This is a genomic window from Stratiformator vulcanicus (assembly GCF_007744515.1).
Classification (GTDB): Bacteria; Planctomycetota; Planctomycetia; order Planctomycetales; family Planctomycetaceae; genus Stratiformator; species Stratiformator vulcanicus.
Genome location: NZ_CP036268.1, coordinates 1,072,966 through 1,095,075, shown reverse-complemented (window position 1 = coordinate 1,095,075; position 22,110 = coordinate 1,072,966). Strand labels below are relative to the sequence as shown.

Below are 22,110 nucleotides of genomic sequence, written 5' to 3'. Positions count from 1 at the left end.
CCATGAATTGAACTGCGGTTAAGGGGTCAGGCGACGGACCGATCATCTTCGTGGGGAAGCCGCAGCAGCCGCGGTTTATCAGGCTCGTCGGGATTTTCCTGCCGGTTCGTGGGTTCCTCTTCGGACAGCGAATGGGTCAAGCCGACGACATCCCCCGACGCGACGGACTCGTCTCCGCCTGCCTGTTGGGGCAGGGTCAGGCCGGGTGGCAGCCAAAGCTGCTCGGCTGCGGGTGGCTCCGGAAGCCGAGCCGGATCGTCGCCCGTTTCAACCTGCGATATTAAATCGCGGATGACTTTCTCGGCGTGTGATTTCTCGTTGAGCCAGTGTTGCTGAGCCGACGACCATTGGTCCGCGATAGTCCGCGCTTCGTCGGTCTGACGTCGAAGCTCCGCGTCCCGCCGCACCAGTGCCTCTTCGCGATCACGATACCAGTGCGCCAGCACCCGTCGCTGCTCTTCGTGCTGAGTCACCAATGACTCGATCGCATCGCGCTCGGCGGAAACGCGTTCGCGCTCGGCGGCCAGACTTTGCTCCTGTTGGGCGATGTAGTTGCCGACCTCTTTGCGAGCGGCAGCAATTCGCCGCTGCGATTCGTCGGGACCGGCGGCCCTGTTGAATTTGACCCACGCTTCTTCAGCGGCGACCCGCAGTTCGAGATTCTCGCGGTGCGTGCGGTCGAGTTCTTCTTTCAGTCGGTCGAGTCGAGATCGTCGCGCCGCGAGTTCCTCCTCGTGGGCACTGATCACATCGCGCCGCTTAAGCATCTCCGCCTGATCGCTCTCGCGCCGATGTTTCCAAGCGGTATCTTCCGCTGCGGCGCGCTCGTCGAACGCCTCGCGGTCGGCCGATACGACGCGACGCATCTCGGCCAACACCTGTTTTTCACGCTCCAGCGAGCGTTCCCGTTCGTCAAGTCGGTCTCGCATGCGTTGGAGCTGCGCGTATCGCAACCGATGCTGCTCGGCGGCTTCGGTGACGTATGTCTGGCCCGCCTGCAATCGACGGCTCAGTTCGTCTCGGGCCAGCTCCAGTTCTGTGCGAGTCTTCTCGAGGTGTTGTTCGCGGAAATGAAACCGGTTTTCCATGACCTCGCGCTCTTCGGTCAACGCGGTCTGTCGGGCTTCCATTTCGCGTTCGAATGCGGCTCGCCGGTCGGCCAGTTCCTCGTCCTGCTCCGAGCGAGCGGCATCGAGTTCGGCCTGGGCACGTTGCCGCTGTTCCGCGATCTCCGCTTCGGCTTTCGCCCGGCATTCGCCGACCTGCCGCTCGGTTTCATCAACGAACGTGTCGACTTCGGCGAGGCGTTGTTCGAGCTTCGAGGTCTCGGTCGCGTGTTCTTCGTGCCAGCGTTCACGCTCTTCGGCAATTTGCTCCCGTGACGATTGCCGCTCCGACTCGAGACGTTCCAGCTCGGCGGACCGGTATTGCTCGAATTCTTCGCGGTCCTTCTGAATCTGCTCGGCTTCTTCCGCATACTTCAGTTTGACGGTCTCCTCGAAGCGATCGCGGTCCTCCTGCCACTGATTCCGATCAGCCTGCAACTCGGCCTCGGCTTGATCGCGGAGCTGCTGCAGTTCCACGTCAAGTTCAGCGCGGGCCTCGCGGGCCTGATGGGCGGCGGTGGCTTTGAGACGCTCCACCTCCTGAACGGACTGCTGCAGGGCCCGATCCTGCAATTCACGCTCATGTTCCAACTCGCCACGCTCGGCAGCGCAGCGGGCTTCGAATCGCTCTCGTTCCTCGACAAGTGACTTTCGATCGGCATCCAATTCTTCGATCAGCTTCGAAGTCAATTGCCGTCGCAGTTCGGCCCGCTCGGAGTCCCAGCCCTGCCTGAGTTCGGCGAGGGCCTTCTCGCGAAACGAATCCTGCTCCGCAATTTTCCGATCGAGTTCGTCCTTTCGAGCACGCAGCTCTTCGCGTTCGGCCGCTGTTTCAGCTTTCAGTTCCGCTTCGAGCCGCTTCTTCTGTTCTTCGAGACTTTCGGTGGCGTGCTGCTCGGCATCCTGAGCGGCGGCGTCCCGTTCTTCGTCGAGCCGGCGTCGCTCCTCTTCGAGGGCGCGCTGCTGCTGTTCGACCTGCGTCAGAAACTCATCGCATCGCGCGAACTTCTCATCGAGTTCGTCGGAGCGGCGTTTCAGGTCGAGTTCGGCCGACTTCATCCGTGCTTCGTGCCGACCGCGTTCGTCGATCGTGCTTTGGTACTCAAGTCGGAATCGCCGCTGCTCCTGCTCCAGCAGAGAGAGTTGCTCAATAACGGCTTGTTCGCGGCGACGCAGCTCGGCGTCGGAAATCGGGCGACCGGAGGCCGACGGCGATGATCCGATCGGCTCGGGCTCTTCCAGATCAAACCGGAAATGCGCCGCGTGACTGTGATCAAGGTCGCGCGAATAATCGGGCGCGTTACCGCTGGAGCGAGCCATGAAAGGGATTCCGTTCCCTGAAAGTCAACGAAGCCGACAGTCGCAGTCGCGAGCGACCTTGACCAGCCGGCACTCAATCTTCTCGATCAGCATCCTGCCGATCCGGCAACCGGCCGCGAGAGACATCACCGTTTCTCCGCGGCCGTTCGTGCTTCAATATTTCCAAAGGCTTCAATCAGCTGAGGTGGTTGTCGATCATGGTCGACAGCTTCTCTTTCGGCGCAACACCGATTGACGTCTCAACGACCTCGCCACCCTTGAACAGCATCACCGTCGGAATCGAGCTGATGTTGTGCTTCGACGCGACAGCGGGATTTTCGTCGGTGTTGACCTTGCCGACGCGGACGCGCCCCGAGTACTCGTCGGCGATCTGCTCGACGGTCGGGGCGAGCATTCGGCAAGGACCGCACCAGGGGGCCCAGAAGTCGACGAGGACCGGCTCACCAGCCGAGAGGACATCGGACTCGAAGTTCGAGTCAGTAAACTCCATTACATTTTCCGCCATGTTTCACCCTTCCGGTCCGCGGGGAATCCGCGGACAATCCGATCGGTTAGCAGTCAGGTCACGTACGTCGAACTCCCGACAGACGGTCGCTATCCGGCAATCGCGCGGATTATAAAGATCGTATCAGCCGTGTCAACGTGCTATCGCAGAGCAGATTTGTTGTAAGCCAAAGCAAAACATTGACATCCGTCAGAGCCGTGAGCCGTGTCGGCAAGCCTCGACAGTCGAGCGAATGGCCCGAGATCGTCCCCCAAAAATCACCGAAATCATGCCCATGTCTACCTTTCCAAGTTTCCGAGGTCGCGTTGCTCGATCGACGTTCGGGCAAGCGAAGGTTCTCGTCCGGCTCTCCCCTTGGCGAATTCATCAGATGCGATGGATGTGTCCGAGCTTGATTGTGTTGGCGGTCTGCCAGTTCGTCCCGCTCACAACGGCGGTCGGACAGGAAAACACCGCAGAAGAAACGGCGGATGACTCGTGGGCCGCTGTGGAAGACCGCACACCGCTGTTCCGGACCGAAGAGGAGCAGGGACGGGCCGAACTGTTTGCGGAGTTGGAAGATCAATCTGCGGAAGTACTTCGGGAGGCGGCCGAGGAATTTCGCGAGCGACGGCTCGACGTCTTCTCGGGTTCGCCCGCCGATTTCTCTCCCTATGCCGACATGCTCCGATATCCCAAGACCTATCGCGGTCGGCCGATTCATGTGCGGGGTCGCGTCGAACGCGACTCCCCGGGAGAGGGTGCGATTGTTCTGACCGTGAGCGGAGCGTCCGGGCGTCAGGCGATCGTTCTGCTTCCGGAGAATGCTGCTCCTCCCGAACCGGGCCAGATGCTCAAGTTGACGGGCCTGTTCTTCAAACTGGTCAGTTCCGAAGCGGACGAGCCCTCGCGACCCGGCATCATCGCCAGTGAGTTTGAACCGCTCGCAGTCCCGCCGCCGTCACAAGTCGGTGTCGAACCCGGCCTGTGGGCGAACGTCCGGCATCGCACGCTCGGAATCGCACCGGCCGAACGTGATTTGTATTACCTGCTCGTCGAGCGGGCCGGGCAAGCGGACGCCGAAAATTTTCAGGACGCCGCGAGAATGTACCTTCAACAACGGCGCGCGGCCGATCCCCGCTACAAGGGCACCACCGAAGCGGAAGCTCCATTTCGTCGCTTTGTCGACATCTTTAGTAACCCCGAAGCCTATGAAGGCCGGGCCGTCGAATTGATCGGCCACGTTCGCAAAGCGATCAGCTATCCGGCTGATACGAACGAATTCGGCATCGAAACGCTCTATGAGCTTTGGATGTACACCGACGATTCCCAGCAGAATCCGGCTGTCATCGTGACATCGGACCTGCCGGAAGGGTTTCCGATGGGAGACGACCTGCAGCGGCCGGTCCGCATTGTGGGCTACTTTTTCAAGCTTTACGGTTACCAGGCCCGTGACACCGCGAGAATCGCCCCCCTCATTATTGCCGGGCCGGTCGTTCCGCTCGCGGAGCCGGCAGACGATGCACCGACATTCTGGCTTTCCGCGGGACTCATCTTCATTGTGACCGTCGCCGTCGTGTCGGTATTTCTGGCCCAGCGTTCTGATCGCCAGGCACGGGCGAAACTCAGACAGACGCGGCAGACGGACGACTCTCCCCAACTGGACCTGCCGGAATCGGAATGAGCCAACCGAATTGGGAAGAAGCGATCCGACCGCTTGCCGAGCCACTGTCACGGCCGATCCGCCTTGCCGCGTTAATTTCAGGCGGCGGAACGACCGTCGTGAATCTGCACGACCTGATCGTCGCCGGCGAACTTGACGCCGAACTCGTCAACGTCATTGCGAGCCGGCCCGATTGCGCGGGCATCGATCGGATGAGATCACGAGAGGTCCCGGTCGAGGTCATCCGTCGCAAGGGCTTTGAAAGCACCGCCGATTTCAGCGAAGCGACCTTCGAGGCCATCGATCGTGCTGAAGCCGACCTCGTGCTGCTGGCTGGTTTTCTCGCCTTCATCGAGATCCCCGAACGCTACGCCTACCGGGTGCTCAACATTCATCCGTCGCTGATCCCGGCCTTCTGCGGGAAAGGCTATCACGGCGAGCACGTGCATCGCGCCGCGATCGAACGGGGTGTGAAGGTCAGCGGTTGTACGGTCCACTTCGCCGATAACGAATACGACCACGGGCCGATCATCCTTCAACGCACGGTCCCAGTACTGCCCCAGGATACCGCCGACTCGCTGGCTGCCCGGGTCTTTGCCGCCGAGTGCGAGGCCTATCCCGAAGCCGTGCGGCTGTTCGCCTCGGGCCGGCTGGAGATTGCCGGCAACCGTGTCCGCGTGCGACCGGTCTGAGCAGCACGACGCCCCCAGAGCCGCGTGTGACGCCGGTCGTGCCGACTGTATCGGCGATGGACGCGCGGCCTCTTCAAATTTGCATGTTGCCGAAATGCAACGGCTTGCGCGGCGGTTGTGCAATCTAAGTTTGCGCAGACACCGTGTTCCACCCATAACCAATCAACACATTTTGATTAATTTTGCGCAAACATGATGCGATATGATTGCTTTTGATTGATTTTGGTGGAAAGATAGGAAGGTAACAGTGTCCCTGCCGGTCGGAGTCGGTGATGATTGTCGATGAGCGAAGAGCGAAAATCCTCAAGGAAATCGAGGATTCCGGCTTTATTTCGCTGCAGGTGCTGACCGATCGGGTTGGAGCCAGTGAATCGACGGTACGACGGGATTTGGAACATCTTGACAGAATTGGACAGGTTCGCAGAACTCGCGGCGGCGCGGCGGTCATCGACGACACCGAACAGCCATTCGAAGACCTGCGGACCGAATCGATGGAAGAAAAACGGAAGATCGCAGCGGCGGTCGTGCGGTTGTTTGAACCGGGCGACGCCATCCTGCTGGACGCCGGAACGACCGCAATCGAGGTCGCCCGACGTCTAGAATCAATGCACCTTCAAATTGTGACCAACTCACTGCCCATCGCGAACATCCTCGCCCACCGGCCGGAAATCGAACTGATGATGATCGGCGGAATTATTGATCGCTCAAGCGGTGTCGCCCTTGGCCCCATGGCCTTGGCGGCACTCTCAGGCGTTCGCGTCCGCCGCCTCGTGATGGGCGTCGGCGGCGTCACCGAGCAGGGGCTGTTCAATAAGAACACGCTGCTTGTCGACATGGAGCGGCGAATGATCGACACCGCTGACGAGGTCATCGTCGCCGCTCACAGCGCAAAGTTCGGACGCTCGGCGATCAGCCCGCTGTGCAGTTTCGACGCGGTCGATCGCATTGTGACCGACGACGCGCTGCCTGATCGCTGGCGCGATGTCATTAAGAGCAAGCAAGTCGCACTGACCGTCGCCACATAATTAAGACCGTATTCAGCACACGCAACCACCCGAAGCTTTCCCGATGAATCAACTCGCCGCACTGAATCGCCCGGATGTCGAACGCGTCGTCCGCGATATTCTCGCGAAGAAACTCAACGGCGCCACACCAGCGGCCGCCGCTCCCGGAGCAGCGAATCCGCTCGTCGTGAACATCTCCGCCCGGCACTGTCACCTGACGACTGAGCACGTGCAAATTCTCTTCGGCAAAGACGACCTGACGCCCCAAAAAGACCTTTATCAAGACGGCTACTACGCGGCGGAAGAGACCGTCATGGTCGTTGGGCCGCGCAAGCGGATGATTCCCAACGTCCGTGTCCTCGGCCCCTGCCGTGGCGACTCTCAGGTCGAACTTGCCTTCACCGACTCCATCTCCCTCGGCATTGATATCCCGGTCCGAATCAGCGGCGATGTCGAAGGCAGCGCTCCCTGCATTTTGGTCGGGCCGAAGGGAGTCGTTGAGTTAAAGCAGGGTGTCATTCGGGCCATGCGTCACGTGCACATGGGGCCCGCCGACCTCGCACACTACGGCGTTCAAAACGGCGACAAGATGCACCTGCGTGTCGAATCCCCTGGCTGCACGACCGTCCTCGAAGACATGGTCGTTCGCGCCGGCGAGAAAATTAAACTGGAAGTGCATCTTGATACCGACGAAGGCAACGCGATTGATCTTGTCAACGCCACGCGCGTCGAATTGATTCAACCGGCCCCGTGCCAATGCAGTCATTAAAGCGACCGGCTGTCAGCGATTTGCTGGCAGCACCAAGAGACCACTATTTCTGGCTGATCGCTGTCTACTTAATACGGGCAGCTCTTTAAAAAACTCGAACCTCGGGGAACTACTGAAATGGCAAAGTCGATGGAAGCACTGGGAATGGTCGAGACGAAAGGTCTCGTCTGTCTGATCGAAGCGGCTGATGCAATGCTCAAAGCCGCGAACGTGGAAATGGTGGGCTGGGAAAAGGTCGGCAGCGGCCTGGTCACGGCTTTTGTCGTCGGTGACGTCGCCGCTGTAAAGGCAGCCGTCGATGCCGGCGCGACCGCCGCCAGCAAAATTGGCGAAGTCGTCAGCGTGCAGGTCATTCCTCGCCCGCACGAAGAACTCGCCTCCGTCCTTCCGCAGCGTGCGTCCTCCGGCGGGCAGGCTTAGTCGGCTCGGTCGTCTGATTTGACTCATTCAATCTCTATAAAGACTTAATCCAATGAACGAAGCGATCGGATTGATCGAAACCAAAGGCCTGACCGCTCAAATCGAAGCGGCCGATGCCATGCTCAAGGCCGCCAACGTCACGCTCGTCAAGCAGGTCCAAATCGGCGGCGCCTATGTGACGACCGTCGTCCAAGGCGATGTCGGTAGCGTCCGCGCAGCCGTCGACGCCGGAGCCGAGCGGGCCAGTGCCGTTGGCGAACTCGTCAGCGCGCATCTGATTCCGCGACCGACCGACGGCCTGATGGCAAATTTCATCTAAGCCCACCGGCAGCACCCGGTGGGCCGGCACAATCTGAGCCAGCATCTCAGCGCGCCGCTCCCCCGCTGCCGCAGGCACAAACAGGCGGAGGCCTGATGAAGGTTTTGGTCGCAAATCTTGGATCGACGAGCTTTAAGTATCGTCTGTTCGATCTGCCGGAAGGGCGTCAGCTCGCCCGCGGCGGTATCGATCGGATCGGTCAGGAGTCGAGCCATTGTTTCGTCGAAATCGGCGATCAAGAACATGAGGTCGATCAGGCGATTGCCGATCATGCCGCTGCCGTCCAGCTATGCCTGGATCAATTGACTGACGACAATTACGGGTGTCTGAAATCGGTCGATGAAGTCTCGGCAATCGGTTTTAAAGCCGTCCACGCCGCGCACTTAAGCGGCGTGCGAATTGTTGATGACGAACTGCTAAGCGTAATGCAGGAACTATTCGACATCGCACCGGCCCATAATCCGCCTTACGTGAAAGCGATGCGACAACTGCGTGAAGCGTTCCCGCAGATTCCGCTCGTCGCGGCCTTGGAAACAGCATTTCATGAAACGATCCCGCCGGAGAATCGCAGCTACGCGATCCCTCGTAATTGGGAGCGTGAACACGGAATTAAGAAGTGGGGTTTCCACGGCGCGAGTCACCGTTATATCGCAGGGCGTGTCGCCGAACTGACAGGGCGAGACGACCTGAAGGTTGTGTCGTGCCACCTCGGCGGAAGCAGTTCACTCTGCGCCATCGACGCAGGGCAATCGAAGGCGGCTTCAATGGGCATGACGCCGCAAACGGGGCTTCCGCAAAATAACCGCGTCGGCGACTTCGATCCCTTCGCGCTGCCGTACTTGATCCGCCGCACCGGCAAGTCACTTGAAGATATCCTCAAAGACCTGTCGTCAAAAGGCGGTCTTTACGGACTCAGCAACGGTTTAAGCACTGACCTACGCGACCTTGAAGAGGCAGCGGCTAAAGGACACGAATCAGCCGGCCTCGCGATTAAGACCTACGTCGCGGAAATCCGACGCTACCTCGGCGGCTACTTCGCTCTGCTGGGCGGCTGCGATGCCGTCGTCTTCACAGGCGGCATTGGCGAGAACAGCAAGCTCGTTCGCGCCGGCGTCTGCAACCAGATGGATTGGGCCGGCTTAAAAATCGACAAGCAGAAAAACCGCACCGCCACAGGCGAAGCGGTCATCTCAAGCGACGACAGCACGGTTCAAGTCTGGACGATCCCAACTAACGAAGAAATCATCGTCGCGAGACAGACGGCTGATGCTGTTAGTCGAGTGTCGAGTGTCGAGAGTCCAGGGCAGTAGGGAAATAGTGTGTTCCGATTCGAGAAATTGTCAGTTTGGCAGAAAGCAGTTGCTTACGCCGACGAAGTGTACGCGGCGACGCGTTCCTTTCCGCCTGACGAGCGATTCGGCCTGACAAGTCAAACTCGTCGATCTGCGATTTCCGTTTCGGCGAATATTGCTGAAGGCAGCGGACGAACAACTGACCAGGACTTCTCAAGATTTGTTCAAATTGCATATGGCTCACTCATGGAATCGATTTCTCATTTGACAATCGCGTCTCGCCAACAATTTCTCAGCCAGAACAAATATGATTCTCTTTATCGGCAAGCCGAAGAGCTTGCAAAGATGCTGAGCGGACTTAAGGGCAGCCTGACTACCAAAGGTGACGGCTGACGCCGCACTCGACTCTCGACTCTCGACTCTAGACTAAATCATGTTTCTAGCACGCGTTACCGGCAGCGTCGTTTCGACTCACAAAGTCGACGTTATGAAAGGCCAGAAATTACTGGTCGTGGAGCCGCTACGCGTGAATGAAACCGACGCGAGCGACCTGCAGCCGACGGGGCGGACGTTTCTGGCCGTCGATACGGTCGGGGCGGGCGAAGGCGAGGTTGTGTTTCTCGTTCAAGGATCGAGCGCACGTTATACGCCGGAAACGAAGACATTACCTGTTGACGCGGCTGTCGTCGGCATTGTCGATCGCGTTAGCGTGCATGGGAAAACGGTCTTTACAAAGGACGGTCCTGACAGCGACGGCCAGGAGGGCGAGGGATGATTGAAGATCATCTGAGTGATGACGAAAGCAGGCAGTGGTTCGGCGGCGTCGTCGCGACAATGCAGATCATTGCGGGCGGATTGATGGCCGGCGTGATCAGTTTCGCCGCCATCGCCTTCGTCGTCGCGGGCGGCGAAAAGGCCAACGACGATGCACAGGCAGCGGAAGACGGGGTGCCGGTGCTGACGATTGTCGGAGCAGGCTTCGCGATCCTGCTGGCCATTTCGGCTGCGGTCGTGACCGCGCAAATTAAGAAACCGGTGACGACGGAAAGCAGTCAGACACCACCGCAGACTGTGCCTGAGAACATCGTGCAGGCACTGTTTCTATACCAGTCGAGGATGATTATCTGGTTCGCGATGCTCGAAGGCGGAGCCTTCTTTAATCTTATCGCCTATATCGTTGAGGGACAGTGGGTCTCTTATGTGGTGGTCGCAGTGCTGTTAATGACGATGGCCGCCACATTTCCGTCTCGCGCTGCCGTCGCTACTTGGGTCCGACAACGCCTCGAACTCGAGGCGACGAACGACGATGGATTTCCTTCCTTCAATTAATATCGCGCTAATTATATGAATGCCAACGAACAAGCCATCCGCACCGTCGTTCAAGAAGTCCTGTCGAAGCTCGGCAAGATTCCCGCGAACGGTCACGTCAACGGGTCAGCCGATAATGGTGACTGGGGCGTCTTTCAGAATGTCGACGATGCGGTCGTTGCCGCGACCGACGGTTTTCATCAATTAACGAAGGCCGGCACCGACGCTCGCAAAGCGGTCGAGCGAATCATCAAGCAGATTTGCAACGATCAGGCCGAAGAACTGGGTCGACTAGAGCTTGAGGAGACGCAGGTCGGGCGCCTTGATCACAAAATCGAGAAGCTGAAGATCGTTCAAGATGTTCTCGGCGTTGCCTATTTGAAGCCGGAAGCCCTGACCGGATCGGGCGGGACAACGATCATTGAATACGCCCCGTTTGGCGTGATCGGTGCAATTACCCCCGTGACCCATTCGCTGCCAACATTGGCGGGCAATGTTATTAACATGGTGGCAGCGGGTAATTCGGTCGTATTCAACCCACATCCGTCGGGCAAGAACATCGCCTGCGAGGGGGTTCGCCGATTCAATAAAGCGATCTACGAAGAAACCGGCCTGACCAATGTGATTACGATCATCGGCAATCCGACGATCGAATCGGCTCAGGCCATTTTCGAGCACCGCGACATTCCGCTGCTGGTCGTCACCGGCGGTCCGGCCGTCGCAAGAGCTGCTTTGGGGACACGCAAGCGGGCGATCGTCGCCGGTCCCGGAAATCCCCCCGTGCTCGTTGATGACACAGCCGATATCGAAAAAGCGGCAAAGTCAATTATTGCCGGGGCGGCCTACGACAACAATCTATTGTGTATCGGTGAGAAAGAAGTCTTCGTCGTTGACGGCGTCTTTAATTCACTGATGGAAGCGTTCGGTCGACACGGTGCATTCCGATTAAACGCCGATCAGGTCGCTAAATTAACCGCGGTCGCTTTCGATCCTCCGAAGGATGCGAGCGATCATTACCACGTTAAGAAGCAATACGTCGGCAAAGACCCGGCGGTACTTGCTGCGGCGATCGGTCTCTCTGTACCGGCCAATACACAACTGCTCGTCGGCGAAACCGATGTCAACAATCCTTTCGTGCCCGAAGAGCAAATGATGCCCTTCGTGCCGATCGTCCGCTGCCGTGATACCGCCGAAGGCATCAAACTGTGCGAGCAATTCGAACACGGATTCCGGCACACGGCGATTGTGCACAGCAAGAACCTCGATGTGATCGCGGAGATGGGCCGGGTGATGAACACGACCCTGTTCTGTGTAAACGGACCATCGACGGCAGGCCTTGGAGTCGGGGGGGAAGGTTATCTCAGCTACAGCATCGCGACACCCACTGGAGAGGGAGTGACGACCCCGATGACGTTCACCCGTCAGCGACGGATGAGCATGAGCGACGAACTGAGGATCTTATAAAGGTTCAATATGCAAGCCGCTCTGGTACTCGGTTCGACAAGAGCCACCACGAAACACCCGACCTTAAAGGGTTGGAAGTTACTCATCACGCAGCCACTGCTCGCAGATGGCGGCGATGATGGGCCGCCGTTAATCGCGATCGACCAACTCGGCGCCGGACGTGGCGACAAAGTGATCTTAACGTCAGACGGCGGGAGCGTCCGCGAGATGATCGGTGACAAGTCAACGCCGGTCCGCTGGGCGGTGATCGGTATTCTCGACGATTAATATTTTTCACGACTAAGACAGTTTTGACGCAGATTTCAGTGAGCGAATCAAAAGTCATCGACGATATTGTCGCCGCCGTACTCAGCCAATTAAAGGCGAGTGCGAAGGGTGACGCTACGCCGGTGCCGCAATCCGCCGAAAAGGCGCCCGCGATCACGATTGACGCCGCCGTCATCACCGAAAGCGTTCTTGAAAAGCAATGGGAGCGAAAAAACGTTCTCAAAATCGGCGACAGGAGTCTGTTGACACCTTCGGCCAAAGACTTCCTTAAGAGAAATCACGTCGACTGGGTTCGCGCTTCCACTACTGTGCAGCCAGCTGAATCCGAGGGCGGGGCAGGTCGTTGGTTGTTCTATCCTGTCTCGGTCACGAAATCGGGGCTCTCGGTCAGCGACCGCGTGATTAAAAACAGCAAAATGGCATTTCGTCGCGAACTTGTCGGGTGCCCCGCCGAAGCGACCGATCACGCGACGGCTGAATTGCTCCGCGGCGCCGCCGATGGGGCGATCGTCATCACAAACGAACCAGAAGTCGCGGCATGTCGGGCCAATCGTTCACGCGGAATCCGCGGTTGCGTGGCGACTGATCCAGATCAAGTCGACCGCGTGACGCGTCAATTAAATCCGAATTACTGGGCGGTCACGGAACTTCAGGCCTTCCGCTTCGGACAGATCTTGAACGCGATTGTATCGCGTGCGGCTTCGGGGCGACGTAAGGAGACGTCATGAAAATCGGAGAGATCATCGGAACCGTGACGCTCGCGACGGCTCATCCGGACTTATCGACCGGACGATGGCGGTTGGTGGCGCCGCTCGATCGACGGGGCCTCAACGGTGATTCGGCAGGCCGCGGAGAACCGTTTGCCCTGTACGACGAACTTGGGGCGGATCTCGGATCGCTTGTCGCGATCGCCGAGGGCCCCGAAGCGGCGGCTCCGTTTCAGCCGGCAATCAAACCGATCGATGCTTACAACGCTGCGATTCTCGACGCGATCGAGATCGACTCCTAGTAATTAAGACCTCTTTCAAGGATAAGTGACCATGTCGACCAATCGTTGGAACAGCGGTATTAATGACCGCAAGCTCAAAGAAGACATCTGCGAAATCGGCCGCCGGGTTTACAACAAAGGTTTCGCGGCAGCCAATGACGGGAACATCACGATTCGCGTCGGCGAAAACGAAGTACTTTGCTCGCCGACGATGATCTGTAAGGGGTTCATGACTCCGGACGACATCTGCGCCGTCGACATGGAAGGCAATCAGATCGCGGGTAAGCGGAAGCGGACGAGCGAGGTCCTGCTGCACCTGGCAATCATGAAGGAGCGGCCCGACGTGAAGTCGGTCGTGCATTGTCACCCGCCGCACGCGACGGCCTTCGCCATCGCCGGTGAACCGATCCCGCAATGTATTCTGCCGGAAATCGAAGTCTTCATGGGCGAGGTCCCGATTGCGCCATACGAGACGCCAGGCGGGCAAGACTTCGCTAACACACCTGTCCCATTCTTAAAGGGCACCAGTTGTGTGATTCTTAAGAACCACGGAACCGTCAGTTTCGGAAAGAACGTCGAAGAAGCCTATTGGAAGACCGAGATTCTCGACGCGTATTGCCGCATGCTGATTCTGACGAAACAGCTCGGCAAGCCGATCGAATATCTCAACGAGGAAAAATCACGAGAATTGATCGACCTCAAGAAGAAGCTCGGCTTCGACGATCCTCGATTCCACGCCGAAGACTGCGACCTGTGTGGCAACAGCGCGTTCCGTGAAGGCTATAAAGAGAATCTGCCGCAGACCTCGGCGTTTAATGCCCCGCCGCAATACCCCGGTTATTCCAACGAACCCGGTTGTGCCCCGAACGGCTGCCAAACGCCGGACGGACTCGCCGCAGCGGGCAGCGTCGACCAAGACGCACTCGTGCAGGCGATCACGGACCAGGTGATGGCTTCGCTCGGCAAATAATTCCAGTTCACACTTCTTAACCCACGATTTCTCATGAAAATTGCAATCATTGGTGGTGGCGGACTGGTCGGCTCGTGTGCGGCCTTCGCGCTGCAAACGGGCGGAATCGTCCGTGAAATCGCACTCGTCGACGTGAATCCCGATGTCGCCGACGGTCAGGCACTCGACCTTGTGCACGGTTCGTCGTTCCTTTCGGATCAGTCGATCTACGCGGCCGATACGTCGACCTGCAAGGACGCCGACGTCGTGGTAATCACGGCTGGATTGCGGCGCAAGCCGGACGAGTCTCGTCTTGATCTCATTAATCGAAACGTCGCCCTGTTTCGCAATATCTTAAAAGATGTCAAATCACACGGGCTGAAGAAAGACGCGATCGGCTTTGTCGTTTCCAATCCGGTCGACATTCTCACGTACTTAATGCTCAAAGACTTGGGGTTACCCAAAGAACGCGTGATCGGTCTCGGGACGATGCTCGACACATCGCGGTTCCAAGGCATGTTGGCCCGGGAATTAAACGTTCCGCCGACACAGGTCTCGGCGATGATGCTGGGCGAGCACGGCGACAGCATGGTTGCGATATGGAGCGCCGCACAGGTCGCCGGGTTGCCACTTGAAAAATGGCCGGGCGTCAATCCGTCGATGCTCGCCGCTGTTGAGAAGAAAACGCGTGGCAGCGGAGCGGAAGTGATTAAGAAAAAGGGCGGAGCAGGCTTCGCCGTGGGGGTGACGATCGCCGAAGTGATTCACTCGATCGCGCTCGATCGCCGACGGGTGCTGCCGGTGTCGTCACTGCAGACCGGCGCCTACGGCCTGCGAGATGTGTGCCTCTCTGTGCCGACGATCGTCGGCCGGGCCGGCGTGGTCGATACGCTGCAAATCGACCTGTGGCCCAAGGAGATGATGGGGCTGACCAACTCGGCAAATGTGCTCAAAGGGACGATTGCGAAAGTACTGGGCTGATTGCCCGCATCGTTTCCGTCGATCGCACGTACATCGAGACCTCCGGTCTGCTATCATGCAGGCTTGAGGTCTTTTCTTTTTTGAGGTGTGCGATGAGCACCGCCGAAGCGATTGAACGCGAAGAGTTCGGAGTGCCCGAAACGCCGCGTGCGTCCGCGACGAACGTAAACGCCACCGTTCTCTACGGCATCCCGTGGGAGACGTACGTTGCGCTACGCGAAATGCCGGAGAACTTTCACGTCCGCATGACCTACGACGATGGGATGCTGGAACTGATGTCGCCGAAGAAGCCGCACGGGCGTCCGTGGAAAACTCTCAGTATGTTTGTGGCCGTTTATTGCGAAGAATGGGATATACCGCAGGTGAGTTTCGCCGACCTCACGCTCCAACTTGAAAAAACGAAGAAGGGGGCAGAGCCAGACGACTGCTTCTACATTGGAGAATCCGTGGAACTGGGGATGGACGAAGAACGCCCGGCTGAGGACCCGCCTCCCGATCTGATGATAGAATCGGATTGGACCAGCTCCTCGAAAAGCCGACTTCAACTCTATGCAAAACTGAAGATTCCTGAGGTTTGGCGTTGGAAGCGTGAGACGCTGGAAATTCTGCGACTCTCGACAGCGGGGGATTACGAGCCTTCGGAGTTGAGTCAGATTTTATCCGGCTTTCCGGCTCAAGAAGCGGCCGAGCTGATTCGCAGTCGCACGCGAATCGGCCGAAACGATACGGTACTTATTAAGGAATTCCGCAAGTTGATTGCAGACCTTAAAAACGCAGGGGAGACCGACGAATGAGCGTGACGGTAGCGACCGAACCGGTATTGCACCTCGGCCCGGAAGACAACGGCGCGTTAATGTCGCCTGCGGAATTCGACGCAATTGAGTCAGCCGAAGAGCATTACCGCTACGAACTTATTCATGGAGTCCTCGTCGTGAGTCCGCCCCCCGGAGAATGGCACCGCGAACATATCGACCGACTTGGCCAACTGCTAAGGAATTATCAGGACGTTCATCCGGACGGGGCAGCACTCGATCGCACTCTTCCGGAAAATTACGTGATCGTCGGTGATGACCGCCGGGTCTGCGATCGGGCGATTTGGGCGGGGCTTGGTCGGCAGCCCGATGTCGTCAACGATATTCCCACGATTGCGATCGAAATCGTGTCGAAAGGCTCCGCTCACCGCCGACGCGATTTCGTTGAGAAAGCGCGAGAGTACCCCGCCGCAGGTGTGAAAGAATACTGGATCATCGAACGGTTTGCGCAGACGATGACCGTCATCTTTGCGGACGGAAAACAGCGGGTGTTGAAAGAGAACGAAGTCTATCAAACCCCGCTATTGCCGGGATTTGAATTCGCACTTGAGGATGTCTTCCACGACATAACTTAACAGTTTTATGATTCACGGAGGCAGCGGATTTCGTGTTCTGGAATCTCTTTAATTTTTATTTCGAACAGTGTGCGACGTGGCTTCTGCTGGTCGGGACGTCGACATTTTTGTGCCGGAAAAGTCTGCTCCGAAGCAGTCGGTGGCGGCTGGGTTTTGCCACTGCGTTATTGTCATTCAACGTGAGCAATTGGATCGCGTTGTATTGGCTCGATCAGGGACAAAAACTGGAGTCGGCAATCGACTCGTTCTTGCAGATATTCATTGATCCTAATGATCCGGCACAGGTTGCATGGGTGTGGTGGGACTTGGAATATACAATTCCAGCCATCTTCATCTCAGTGCCGGCCACGCTGGAGCATATCGCGATCATTCTGCTGTTCTGGACAATCTTCGCAGAACTGAGTCGCGCCCACACGGCCGGTACGAATCTAATCGAAGTGTAGCGGATGCCGTTGGCGATTCTTACGAAATTGCAGGCGTCGTGCGTTCGAAAGCCGCCACAGTCGGCAAGAATCTGTTCGAACGCGTGAGAGCGAAATTCCTTGCTTGCGCTGCGGGCTTGTGTGATGCGGCGCTCTACCCCGCCGCAGCCAACGATGCCTTCTCCGCCAGCGGAAACTTCAGCGTAAAGGTCGTGCCGCGGTCGATGGTGCTTTCGACGCGGATGCGGCCGCCGTGGGCTTGGACGACTTCCTTACAGAACGCGAGGCCGAGCCCGGTCCCGCCCTGTCCCTGCGCGTCTCGTTCTTTTGTCGAATAAAACGAGTCGAAGATGTGCGGCAGCTTGTCGGCCGGGATGCCGGACCCACTGTCGGCGACGGCAAGTTCCGCAAAGCCGGTCGATACGTCGCGTCGGACGGTCAGTCGCAGCGTGCCTCCGGCGGTCATGGCCTGTCGGGCATTAATGACCATATTTAAGATCACCTGCTGCACCTGCGAAGCGCTGATCTCGGCGATCACATTTTCGGCCGCATCAATCTCGACGGAGATTCTGTGACATTTCAGGTCTTTCTCCACGAGCACCAGCACATCGCCGAGCAATTCGGCGAGGTCGGTCGGCTCTTTCTGATCTCGGCCCCCTCTGGCGTACGAGAGCATTCCGGTGGTGATCTTCGATGCCCGCTGCCCGGCCGAGAGAATCTTTGTGAACGCCTTCTCACGAGTCGCGGGGTCTTCGTTCCGCAAGCCCATCTTCGCGTAGTTGATCGTCGTGGTGAGGATGTTGTTGAATTCGTGCGTGATCGAGGCCGCGATCGATCCGACCGTCGAAAGCCGTTGAGCGCGAGCGAGTTCGTCTCGAAGCCGCTGATTCTCAGCGCGAAGGCTTTCAATCGACGCTGGGGCTTCGTGAGCAGTTCCGTCCGCCATGGGATTGCCTCGGGGTCATTGAGGGTTCGCGAATCCGTCTACGTTGAGTGTCGACTCACGACGGATCGCATCGTGATGGCCGAAGCAAAAAGGCGGGTCGGGCAGTCCGGTCCGTTCGTCCGTTTCCGACAGGTCGGGAAGCCGAGCGAAACCCTGCGGCTTCAAACGGTCGGGTCGTGGCCGTTGCGATCGGTAAGAAATGGTCATCGATCCGCCGCCGGTCGATTCGAAGCAGGCAAAATCTGGTAGACCCGGCAGCGATTTGCGGGTAGGCTAAAGCATCAACATTGACTGCTGCGTTGCCCGCCCTGCCTCCTGCCAATTCGATCGCAATGCGATATTTGACAACGCGTTACGCCTTTCTTGCCGCCGCTGGTCTTGGATTGCTGCAAGTCGCGGCGGCTGGGGAGAGTGAAAAATCGGCCGCGTTACCACCTCCGGCGACGCGGGACATCGATTTTGTAAAAGATGTGGCCCCGATTTTTGAGGAGCGGTGCAACCACTGCCACGGCGAATTCGCAGCAGAAGGACAACTGCGATTGGACGCCAAGGCGATCGTGTTCAGCGGCGGGATGAGCGGGCCGTCGCTGAAATCGGGCGACAGCAAGCACAGCCTGATCGTGCGCCGCATCGCCGGGCTCGACGATCAGGAAGCGATGCCGTTTGAAGACGAGCGGCTCAGCAACGAACAGATCGGCATCATCCGCAAGTGGATCGACGACGGAGCGAAATGGCCCGGGGGCTTCGGTTCAGATGCCACGACCGTCGAGAAGCACTGGGCCTACGTGAAGCCGGAGCGGCCGGACGTGCCGGAGGTCGAGCAAAAAGCCTGGCCGCGAAATGCGATCGACAACTTCGTTCTGGCTCGACTTGAAGCGAAAGGCCTGTCGCCTTCGCCCGAAGCCGAGAAAGAACGACTGCTGCGACGGGTGACGCTCGATCTGACCGGCGTTCCGCCCACGATCGACGAGATCGACGCGTTTTTGTCGGATGACTCACCGAACGCTTACGAGCAGGTCGTCGAGCGCTTGCTCGCTTCACCCAAGTACGGCGAGCGTTGGGCGGTGCCGTGGCTCGATGCCGCCCGCTTCGCCGATAGCAACGGCTATCAGCGCGACGGTCGGCGGGAAGCATGGGCCTACCGCGACTGGGTCATTCGGGCCTTCAATGCCGACATGCCTTACGACCAATTCGTCACCGAGCAACTGGCGGGAGATCTCCTGCCCGATGCGACGCGTGATCAAATCATCGCGACCGGCTTTCATCGCAACACGATGGCGAACGTGGAGGCGGGTACCGATCCGGACGAGGAATACTTCAACGCGACCGTCGACCGCGTGAATACAACCGGCACCGTCTTCTTGGGAACAACGCTCGAGTGCGCCCAATGCCATAACCATAAGTACGACCCGATCAGCCAGGAAGACTACTACGGGCTGTACGCGATATTCGACAACACCGCCCCCGAGATTAAACGGCATGAGCAGTCACGCCGCGAATTTACCGGTCCGAAAATGAACTTGCCCCTGACGGACAAACAGCGGGCAGCAAAAACACGCTGGTCGAAGCTACTCGACGAAGCCGATGCGGCGATGCGGCAGTGCCTGATTGATCTGCCGGAAGAAATGAAGCAACGCGAGTTCGTGCCCGCGGTCGCTCAGCGGCCGGAGTTCTTTGAGATGAAGGCCAAGCGTGACCGCGCGGCCAAAAAACTCGACGAAATCGAGCCGCACACCGTCCTCGTGATGAAAGAACTCCCCGAAGACCGGCCGACCCGAATGTTTAAACGCGGAGACTTCACGAACCCCGGTCGCCTCGTCGAACCTCATGTCCCACGCGTGATGCACGATTGGCCGGAGGGCGAGCCGAGGAACCGGCTCGGCCTCGCCAAATGGATGACCGACCCGGAGAACCCGCTGCTCGCGCGGGTCACGGTCAATCGCCAATGGGCCGAACTCTTCGGTCGCGGGATCGTACCGACGCTGGTCGACTTCGGTGTGCAGGCGGAATCGCCAACGCACCCCGAATTACTCGACTGGCTCGCCATCGAGTTTATGCAGGAAGGCTGGAGCCTAAAGCGGCTGCACAAATTAATGGTCACGTCGGCAACCTATCGGCAGTCGGCTCGCGTAACGCCCGAGCTATTGGAGATTGACCCTTACAACGAGATTTATTCTCACGGCCCGCGCTCAAGGCTGCCGGCGGAATTTGTGCGGGACAACGCGCTCGCCGTCGCGGGGTTACTCAGCGATAAAATGCACGGTCCGCCGGTTTTCCCGTACCAGCCCAAGGGGGTCTGGAATCACACCGGTGTTGCCAGCAACGAATGGCAAACGAGCACCGGCGAAGACCAGTACCGCCGGGGCGTCTATGTTTACTGGCGGCGGACGGTGCCCTATCCGAGCTTCGTTAATTTTGACGCCCCCAGCCGGGAGGTCTGTTCGCTGGAGCGGTCGAACTCGAACACTCCGCTTCAGGCACTCACGTTAATGAATGACCCCGTCTATATCGAAGCGGCCGCGGGCCTGGCCCGGCGAATACTTACGGAAGTCGATGGCAATAATAGTGATCGCATCATTCGCGGCTTCCGCCTTGCGACGTCACGCCGTCCATCCGAGCCGGAGTTAAGAATCCTGACGCGGCGATTGGACAGTGCGGTCGAGCAATTCTCTAAAGACCCCGCTGCGGCAAGACAGCTTGCCAAAAAACATGAGCGACCCGAGAACGTCTCGGTCGACACATTCGCCGCATGGACCACCGTTGCGAGCATCCTGCTCAACCTCGACGAATCAATCTCAAGATAGAGTGTAATACAAGCCGCGCACGAAGTAAGCGGATCATTCAGGCGTGAGTCCCATCGATACCCGCTTACTTCGTGCGCGGCTTGTTTAACGTTTAATGATGAAGTAATCGCCATGAATATCCCGCAGCTTCTTCCATCGCAGCTTGGTCGTCGGGAATTCCTTCGCGGCGGGGGCCTCGGCGTCGGATCGATGGCATTGGCATCGCTGCTCGGCCGCGCCGCGCAAGCAGGCACATCGCCCCGGCCGCATTTTGCGCCGCGAGCGAAGAACATCATCTATCTGCACATGGTGGGGGCCCCATCGCAGCTAGACCTGTTCGATCACAAGCCAGCCCTGAATGAGCATCACGGCAAACTCTGCCCGAAGGAATTTATCGAGGGCAAACGATTCGCATTTATTAAAGGACATCCCAAACTGCTCGGCAGTGAGTTCGAATTCGCCCCCCGCGGCGAGAGCGGGCAAATGATGTCGGAGATTCAGCCGCATCTCGCGGAGGTGGCGGATGAATTGGCGGTGATTCGTTCGGTCCACACCGAGGAATTTAATCACGGCCCCGCCCAGGTGTTCTTAATGTCGGGCTTCGGCCGGCAGGGACGACCTTCGCTCGGGTCATGGGTCACGTACGGCCTCGGCAGCGAAAACGACGACTTGCCCGCATTCGTCGTCTTGAAGAATGGCAAAGCCCCTGGTGGCGGTAGTTCGCTGTGGGGGCAGGGCTTTCTACCGAGCCGATATCAGGGGGTCGAGTTCCGAACCCGGGGCGAGCCGATTCTATTCGTGAGTGACCCTCAGGGACTAAGTCGCCAAACCCGCTCCGACATGATCGGCGACATCTCGGCGCTGAATCGTCTGCAATATGATTCGCTCGGCGATCCCGAAATCTTAACGCGGATTGACTCCTACGAACTCGCGTTTCGAATGCAAACGAGCGTCCCCGATCTGATGGATATCGCTGACGAGTCGCGTGAGACGCTCGACCTATATGGCGCGAAGCCCGGCGCCGGGTCATTTGCGAATAGTTGCCTCTTAGCCCGACGACTTGTGGAACGGGGCGTGCGATTTATTCAGCTTTGCGACAACGCTGGCAGTTGGGATCACCATCAGGCTGTCGCGAATAACCTGCGAAAGAAGTGTCGGCAAACCGATCAGCCGATTGCCGCCTTAATTAAAGACCTCCGGCAGCGGGGCTTGCTCGAAGACACCCTCATCGTGTGGGGGGCCGAGTTCGGCCGCACGCCGATGCTGCAGGGCGACAAATTAAAAGGAGCCGGACGCGACCATCATAAAGATGCCTATACCGTCTGGATGGCCGGCGGCGGCGTGAAGGGGGGCGTCTCGTATGGAAGGACCGACGATCTCGGCTACTCGATCGCCGAAAACCCGGTGCATATTAATGACCTGCACGCCACAATCCTGCACCTGCTCGGCCTCGACCACGAAGACCTGACCTACCGCTTCCAAGGCCGCGACTTCCGCCTCACCGACGTCGCCGGCCGCGTGATTCACGACGTAATCGCGTAGGTCG

Annotated in this window: 24 protein-coding genes; 21 read left to right on the top strand and 3 right to left on the bottom strand. The window is 58.5% G+C overall.

The features are described from left to right. Positions 1-26 precede the first annotated feature (26 nt). Together Pan189_RS04145 and trxA are read right to left on the bottom strand one after the other, a co-directional pair. Entirely contained in the window at positions 27-2,426 is a 2,400-nt protein-coding gene (locus Pan189_RS04145) for a coiled-coil domain-containing protein (protein ID WP_145362702.1), read from the bottom strand. A gap of 175 nt (positions 2,427-2,601) precedes the next feature. Continuing rightward, positions 2,602-2,931, bottom strand: a complete 330-nt coding sequence (trxA, locus tag Pan189_RS04140; RefSeq protein ID WP_145362701.1) for a thioredoxin — start codon at positions 2,929-2,931, stop codon at positions 2,602-2,604. Between the two features lie 274 nt (positions 2,932-3,205). Between trxA and Pan189_RS04135 the strand changes: the two genes are divergently transcribed. The 19 genes from Pan189_RS04135 (at position 3,206) to Pan189_RS04045 (ending at position 16,856) form a co-directional block, all read left to right on the top strand. Continuing rightward, complete coding sequence (locus tag Pan189_RS04135) at positions 3,206-4,594, top strand: hypothetical protein (RefSeq protein WP_145362700.1); 1,389 nt, start codon at positions 3,206-3,208, stop codon at positions 4,592-4,594. Further along, positions 4,591-5,265, top strand: coding sequence for a phosphoribosylglycinamide formyltransferase (gene purN, locus Pan189_RS04130; protein WP_145362699.1), 675 nt, complete (start codon positions 4,591-4,593; stop codon positions 5,263-5,265). The genes Pan189_RS04135 and purN overlap by 4 nt, the downstream gene beginning before the upstream one ends. A gap of 272 nt (positions 5,266-5,537) precedes the next feature. Then, entirely contained in the window at positions 5,538-6,290 is a 753-nt protein-coding gene (locus Pan189_RS04125) for a DeoR/GlpR family DNA-binding transcription regulator (RefSeq protein WP_145362698.1), read from the top strand. Between the two features lie 43 nt (positions 6,291-6,333). Then, the gene (gene pduL / locus Pan189_RS04120; protein WP_145362697.1) at positions 6,334-7,038 is read left to right on the top strand and encodes a phosphate propanoyltransferase; all 705 of its coding nucleotides are present in this window, start codon (positions 6,334-6,336) and stop codon (positions 7,036-7,038) included. Positions 7,039-7,155: 117 nt separating this feature from the next. Next, entirely contained in the window at positions 7,156-7,458 is a 303-nt protein-coding gene (locus Pan189_RS04115; protein ID WP_145362696.1) for a BMC domain-containing protein, read from the top strand. Between the two features lie 52 nt (positions 7,459-7,510). Further along, positions 7,511-7,777, top strand: coding sequence for a BMC domain-containing protein (locus Pan189_RS04110; protein WP_145362695.1), 267 nt, complete (start codon positions 7,511-7,513; stop codon positions 7,775-7,777). A gap of 95 nt (positions 7,778-7,872) precedes the next feature. Next, positions 7,873-9,087, top strand: coding sequence for an acetate/propionate family kinase (locus Pan189_RS04105; protein WP_145362694.1), 1,215 nt, complete (start codon positions 7,873-7,875; stop codon positions 9,085-9,087). 27 nt (positions 9,088-9,114) lie between these two features. Beyond that, on the top strand, positions 9,115-9,462 hold the full coding sequence (locus Pan189_RS04100) for a four helix bundle protein (RefSeq protein WP_310821056.1): 348 nt from the start codon (positions 9,115-9,117) through the stop codon (positions 9,460-9,462). Between the two features lie 40 nt (positions 9,463-9,502). Next, positions 9,503-9,844 (top strand): EutN/CcmL family microcompartment protein, encoded by a 342-nt coding sequence (locus Pan189_RS04095; RefSeq protein ID WP_145362692.1) that lies wholly within the window; start codon positions 9,503-9,505, stop codon positions 9,842-9,844. Next, positions 9,841-10,398 (top strand): hypothetical protein, encoded by a 558-nt coding sequence (locus Pan189_RS04090; protein ID WP_145362691.1) that lies wholly within the window; start codon positions 9,841-9,843, stop codon positions 10,396-10,398. The genes Pan189_RS04095 and Pan189_RS04090 overlap by 4 nt, the downstream gene beginning before the upstream one ends. Before the next feature lie 15 nt (positions 10,399-10,413). Continuing rightward, positions 10,414-11,841 (top strand): aldehyde dehydrogenase family protein, encoded by a 1,428-nt coding sequence (locus Pan189_RS04085; RefSeq protein WP_145362690.1) that lies wholly within the window; start codon positions 10,414-10,416, stop codon positions 11,839-11,841. 9 nt (positions 11,842-11,850) lie between these two features. Then, positions 11,851-12,108, top strand: a complete 258-nt coding sequence (locus tag Pan189_RS04080; RefSeq protein ID WP_145362689.1) for a EutN/CcmL family microcompartment protein — start codon at positions 11,851-11,853, stop codon at positions 12,106-12,108. A gap of 38 nt (positions 12,109-12,146) precedes the next feature. Next, a complete protein-coding gene (locus Pan189_RS04075) occupies positions 12,147-12,836 on the top strand; it encodes a hypothetical protein (protein ID WP_145362688.1) in 690 nt (229 codons plus the stop codon). Next, complete coding sequence (locus Pan189_RS04070) at positions 12,833-13,117, top strand: EutN/CcmL family microcompartment protein (protein WP_145362687.1); 285 nt, start codon at positions 12,833-12,835, stop codon at positions 13,115-13,117. The genes Pan189_RS04075 and Pan189_RS04070 overlap by 4 nt, the downstream gene beginning before the upstream one ends. A 31-nt stretch (positions 13,118-13,148) precedes the next feature. Next, positions 13,149-14,066 (top strand): class II aldolase/adducin family protein, encoded by a 918-nt coding sequence (locus tag Pan189_RS04065; protein ID WP_145362686.1) that lies wholly within the window; start codon positions 13,149-13,151, stop codon positions 14,064-14,066. A 33-nt stretch (positions 14,067-14,099) separates the two neighbouring features. After that, positions 14,100-15,026, top strand: coding sequence for an L-lactate dehydrogenase (locus Pan189_RS04060; protein ID WP_145362685.1), 927 nt, complete (start codon positions 14,100-14,102; stop codon positions 15,024-15,026). A 92-nt stretch (positions 15,027-15,118) separates the two neighbouring features. Continuing rightward, on the top strand, positions 15,119-15,820 hold the full coding sequence (locus Pan189_RS04055) for a Uma2 family endonuclease (RefSeq protein WP_145362684.1): 702 nt from the start codon (positions 15,119-15,121) through the stop codon (positions 15,818-15,820). Then, positions 15,817-16,413: a Uma2 family endonuclease gene (locus Pan189_RS04050; RefSeq protein ID WP_145362683.1), complete on the top strand. Its 597-nt coding sequence runs from the start codon at positions 15,817-15,819 to the stop codon at positions 16,411-16,413. The genes Pan189_RS04055 and Pan189_RS04050 overlap by 4 nt, the downstream gene beginning before the upstream one ends. A gap of 179 nt (positions 16,414-16,592) precedes the next feature. Beyond that, entirely contained in the window at positions 16,593-16,856 is a 264-nt protein-coding gene (locus Pan189_RS04045; RefSeq protein WP_145362682.1) for a hypothetical protein, read from the top strand. A 133-nt stretch (positions 16,857-16,989) separates the two neighbouring features. Here the strand turns inward: Pan189_RS04045 and Pan189_RS04040 are convergent, their stop codons facing one another. Next, complete coding sequence (locus Pan189_RS04040) at positions 16,990-17,781, bottom strand: sensor histidine kinase (RefSeq protein WP_145362681.1); 792 nt, start codon at positions 17,779-17,781, stop codon at positions 16,990-16,992. Between the two features lie 332 nt (positions 17,782-18,113). Between Pan189_RS04040 and Pan189_RS04030 the strand changes: the two genes are divergently transcribed. Continuing rightward, on the top strand, positions 18,114-20,585 hold the full coding sequence (locus Pan189_RS04030; RefSeq protein ID WP_145362679.1) for a PSD1 and planctomycete cytochrome C domain-containing protein: 2,472 nt from the start codon (positions 18,114-18,116) through the stop codon (positions 20,583-20,585). Positions 20,586-20,696: 111 nt separating this feature from the next. Continuing rightward, positions 20,697-22,106: a DUF1501 domain-containing protein gene (locus tag Pan189_RS04025; protein ID WP_145362678.1), complete on the top strand. Its 1,410-nt coding sequence runs from the start codon at positions 20,697-20,699 to the stop codon at positions 22,104-22,106. Positions 22,107-22,110: the final 4 nt, after the last annotated feature.

What these genes read in the sequence shown, in the direction of transcription:
- Pan189_RS04145 (WP_145362702.1), bottom strand. Translation starts at nt 2,426, where the DNA reads ATGGCTCGCTCCAGCGGTAACGCGCCCGATTATTCGCGCGACCTTGAT.
- trxA (WP_145362701.1), bottom strand. Translation starts at nt 2,931, where the DNA reads ATGGCGGAAAATGTAATGGAGTTTACTGACTCGAACTTCGAGTCCGAT.
- Pan189_RS04135 (WP_145362700.1), top strand. Translation starts at nt 3,206, where the DNA reads ATGTCTACCTTTCCAAGTTTCCGAGGTCGCGTTGCTCGATCGACGTTC.
- purN (WP_145362699.1), top strand. Translation starts at nt 4,591, where the DNA reads ATGAGCCAACCGAATTGGGAAGAAGCGATCCGACCGCTTGCCGAGCCA.
- Pan189_RS04125 (WP_145362698.1), top strand. Translation starts at nt 5,538, where the DNA reads ATGATTGTCGATGAGCGAAGAGCGAAAATCCTCAAGGAAATCGAGGAT.
- pduL (WP_145362697.1), top strand. Translation starts at nt 6,334, where the DNA reads ATGAATCAACTCGCCGCACTGAATCGCCCGGATGTCGAACGCGTCGTC.
- Pan189_RS04115 (WP_145362696.1), top strand. Translation starts at nt 7,156, where the DNA reads ATGGCAAAGTCGATGGAAGCACTGGGAATGGTCGAGACGAAAGGTCTC.
- Pan189_RS04110 (WP_145362695.1), top strand. Translation starts at nt 7,511, where the DNA reads ATGAACGAAGCGATCGGATTGATCGAAACCAAAGGCCTGACCGCTCAA.
- Pan189_RS04105 (WP_145362694.1), top strand. Translation starts at nt 7,873, where the DNA reads ATGAAGGTTTTGGTCGCAAATCTTGGATCGACGAGCTTTAAGTATCGT.
- Pan189_RS04095 (WP_145362692.1), top strand. Translation starts at nt 9,503, where the DNA reads ATGTTTCTAGCACGCGTTACCGGCAGCGTCGTTTCGACTCACAAAGTC.
- Pan189_RS04090 (WP_145362691.1), top strand. Translation starts at nt 9,841, where the DNA reads ATGATTGAAGATCATCTGAGTGATGACGAAAGCAGGCAGTGGTTCGGC.
- Pan189_RS04085 (WP_145362690.1), top strand. Translation starts at nt 10,414, where the DNA reads ATGAATGCCAACGAACAAGCCATCCGCACCGTCGTTCAAGAAGTCCTG.
- Pan189_RS04080 (WP_145362689.1), top strand. Translation starts at nt 11,851, where the DNA reads ATGCAAGCCGCTCTGGTACTCGGTTCGACAAGAGCCACCACGAAACAC.
- Pan189_RS04070 (WP_145362687.1), top strand. Translation starts at nt 12,833, where the DNA reads ATGAAAATCGGAGAGATCATCGGAACCGTGACGCTCGCGACGGCTCAT.
- Pan189_RS04065 (WP_145362686.1), top strand. Translation starts at nt 13,149, where the DNA reads ATGTCGACCAATCGTTGGAACAGCGGTATTAATGACCGCAAGCTCAAA.
- Pan189_RS04060 (WP_145362685.1), top strand. Translation starts at nt 14,100, where the DNA reads ATGAAAATTGCAATCATTGGTGGTGGCGGACTGGTCGGCTCGTGTGCG.
- Pan189_RS04055 (WP_145362684.1), top strand. Translation starts at nt 15,119, where the DNA reads ATGAGCACCGCCGAAGCGATTGAACGCGAAGAGTTCGGAGTGCCCGAA.
- Pan189_RS04050 (WP_145362683.1), top strand. Translation starts at nt 15,817, where the DNA reads ATGAGCGTGACGGTAGCGACCGAACCGGTATTGCACCTCGGCCCGGAA.
- Pan189_RS04040 (WP_145362681.1), bottom strand. Translation starts at nt 17,781, where the DNA reads ATGGCGGACGGAACTGCTCACGAAGCCCCAGCGTCGATTGAAAGCCTT.
- Pan189_RS04030 (WP_145362679.1), top strand. Translation starts at nt 18,114, where the DNA reads ATGCGATATTTGACAACGCGTTACGCCTTTCTTGCCGCCGCTGGTCTT.
- Pan189_RS04025 (WP_145362678.1), top strand. Translation starts at nt 20,697, where the DNA reads ATGAATATCCCGCAGCTTCTTCCATCGCAGCTTGGTCGTCGGGAATTC.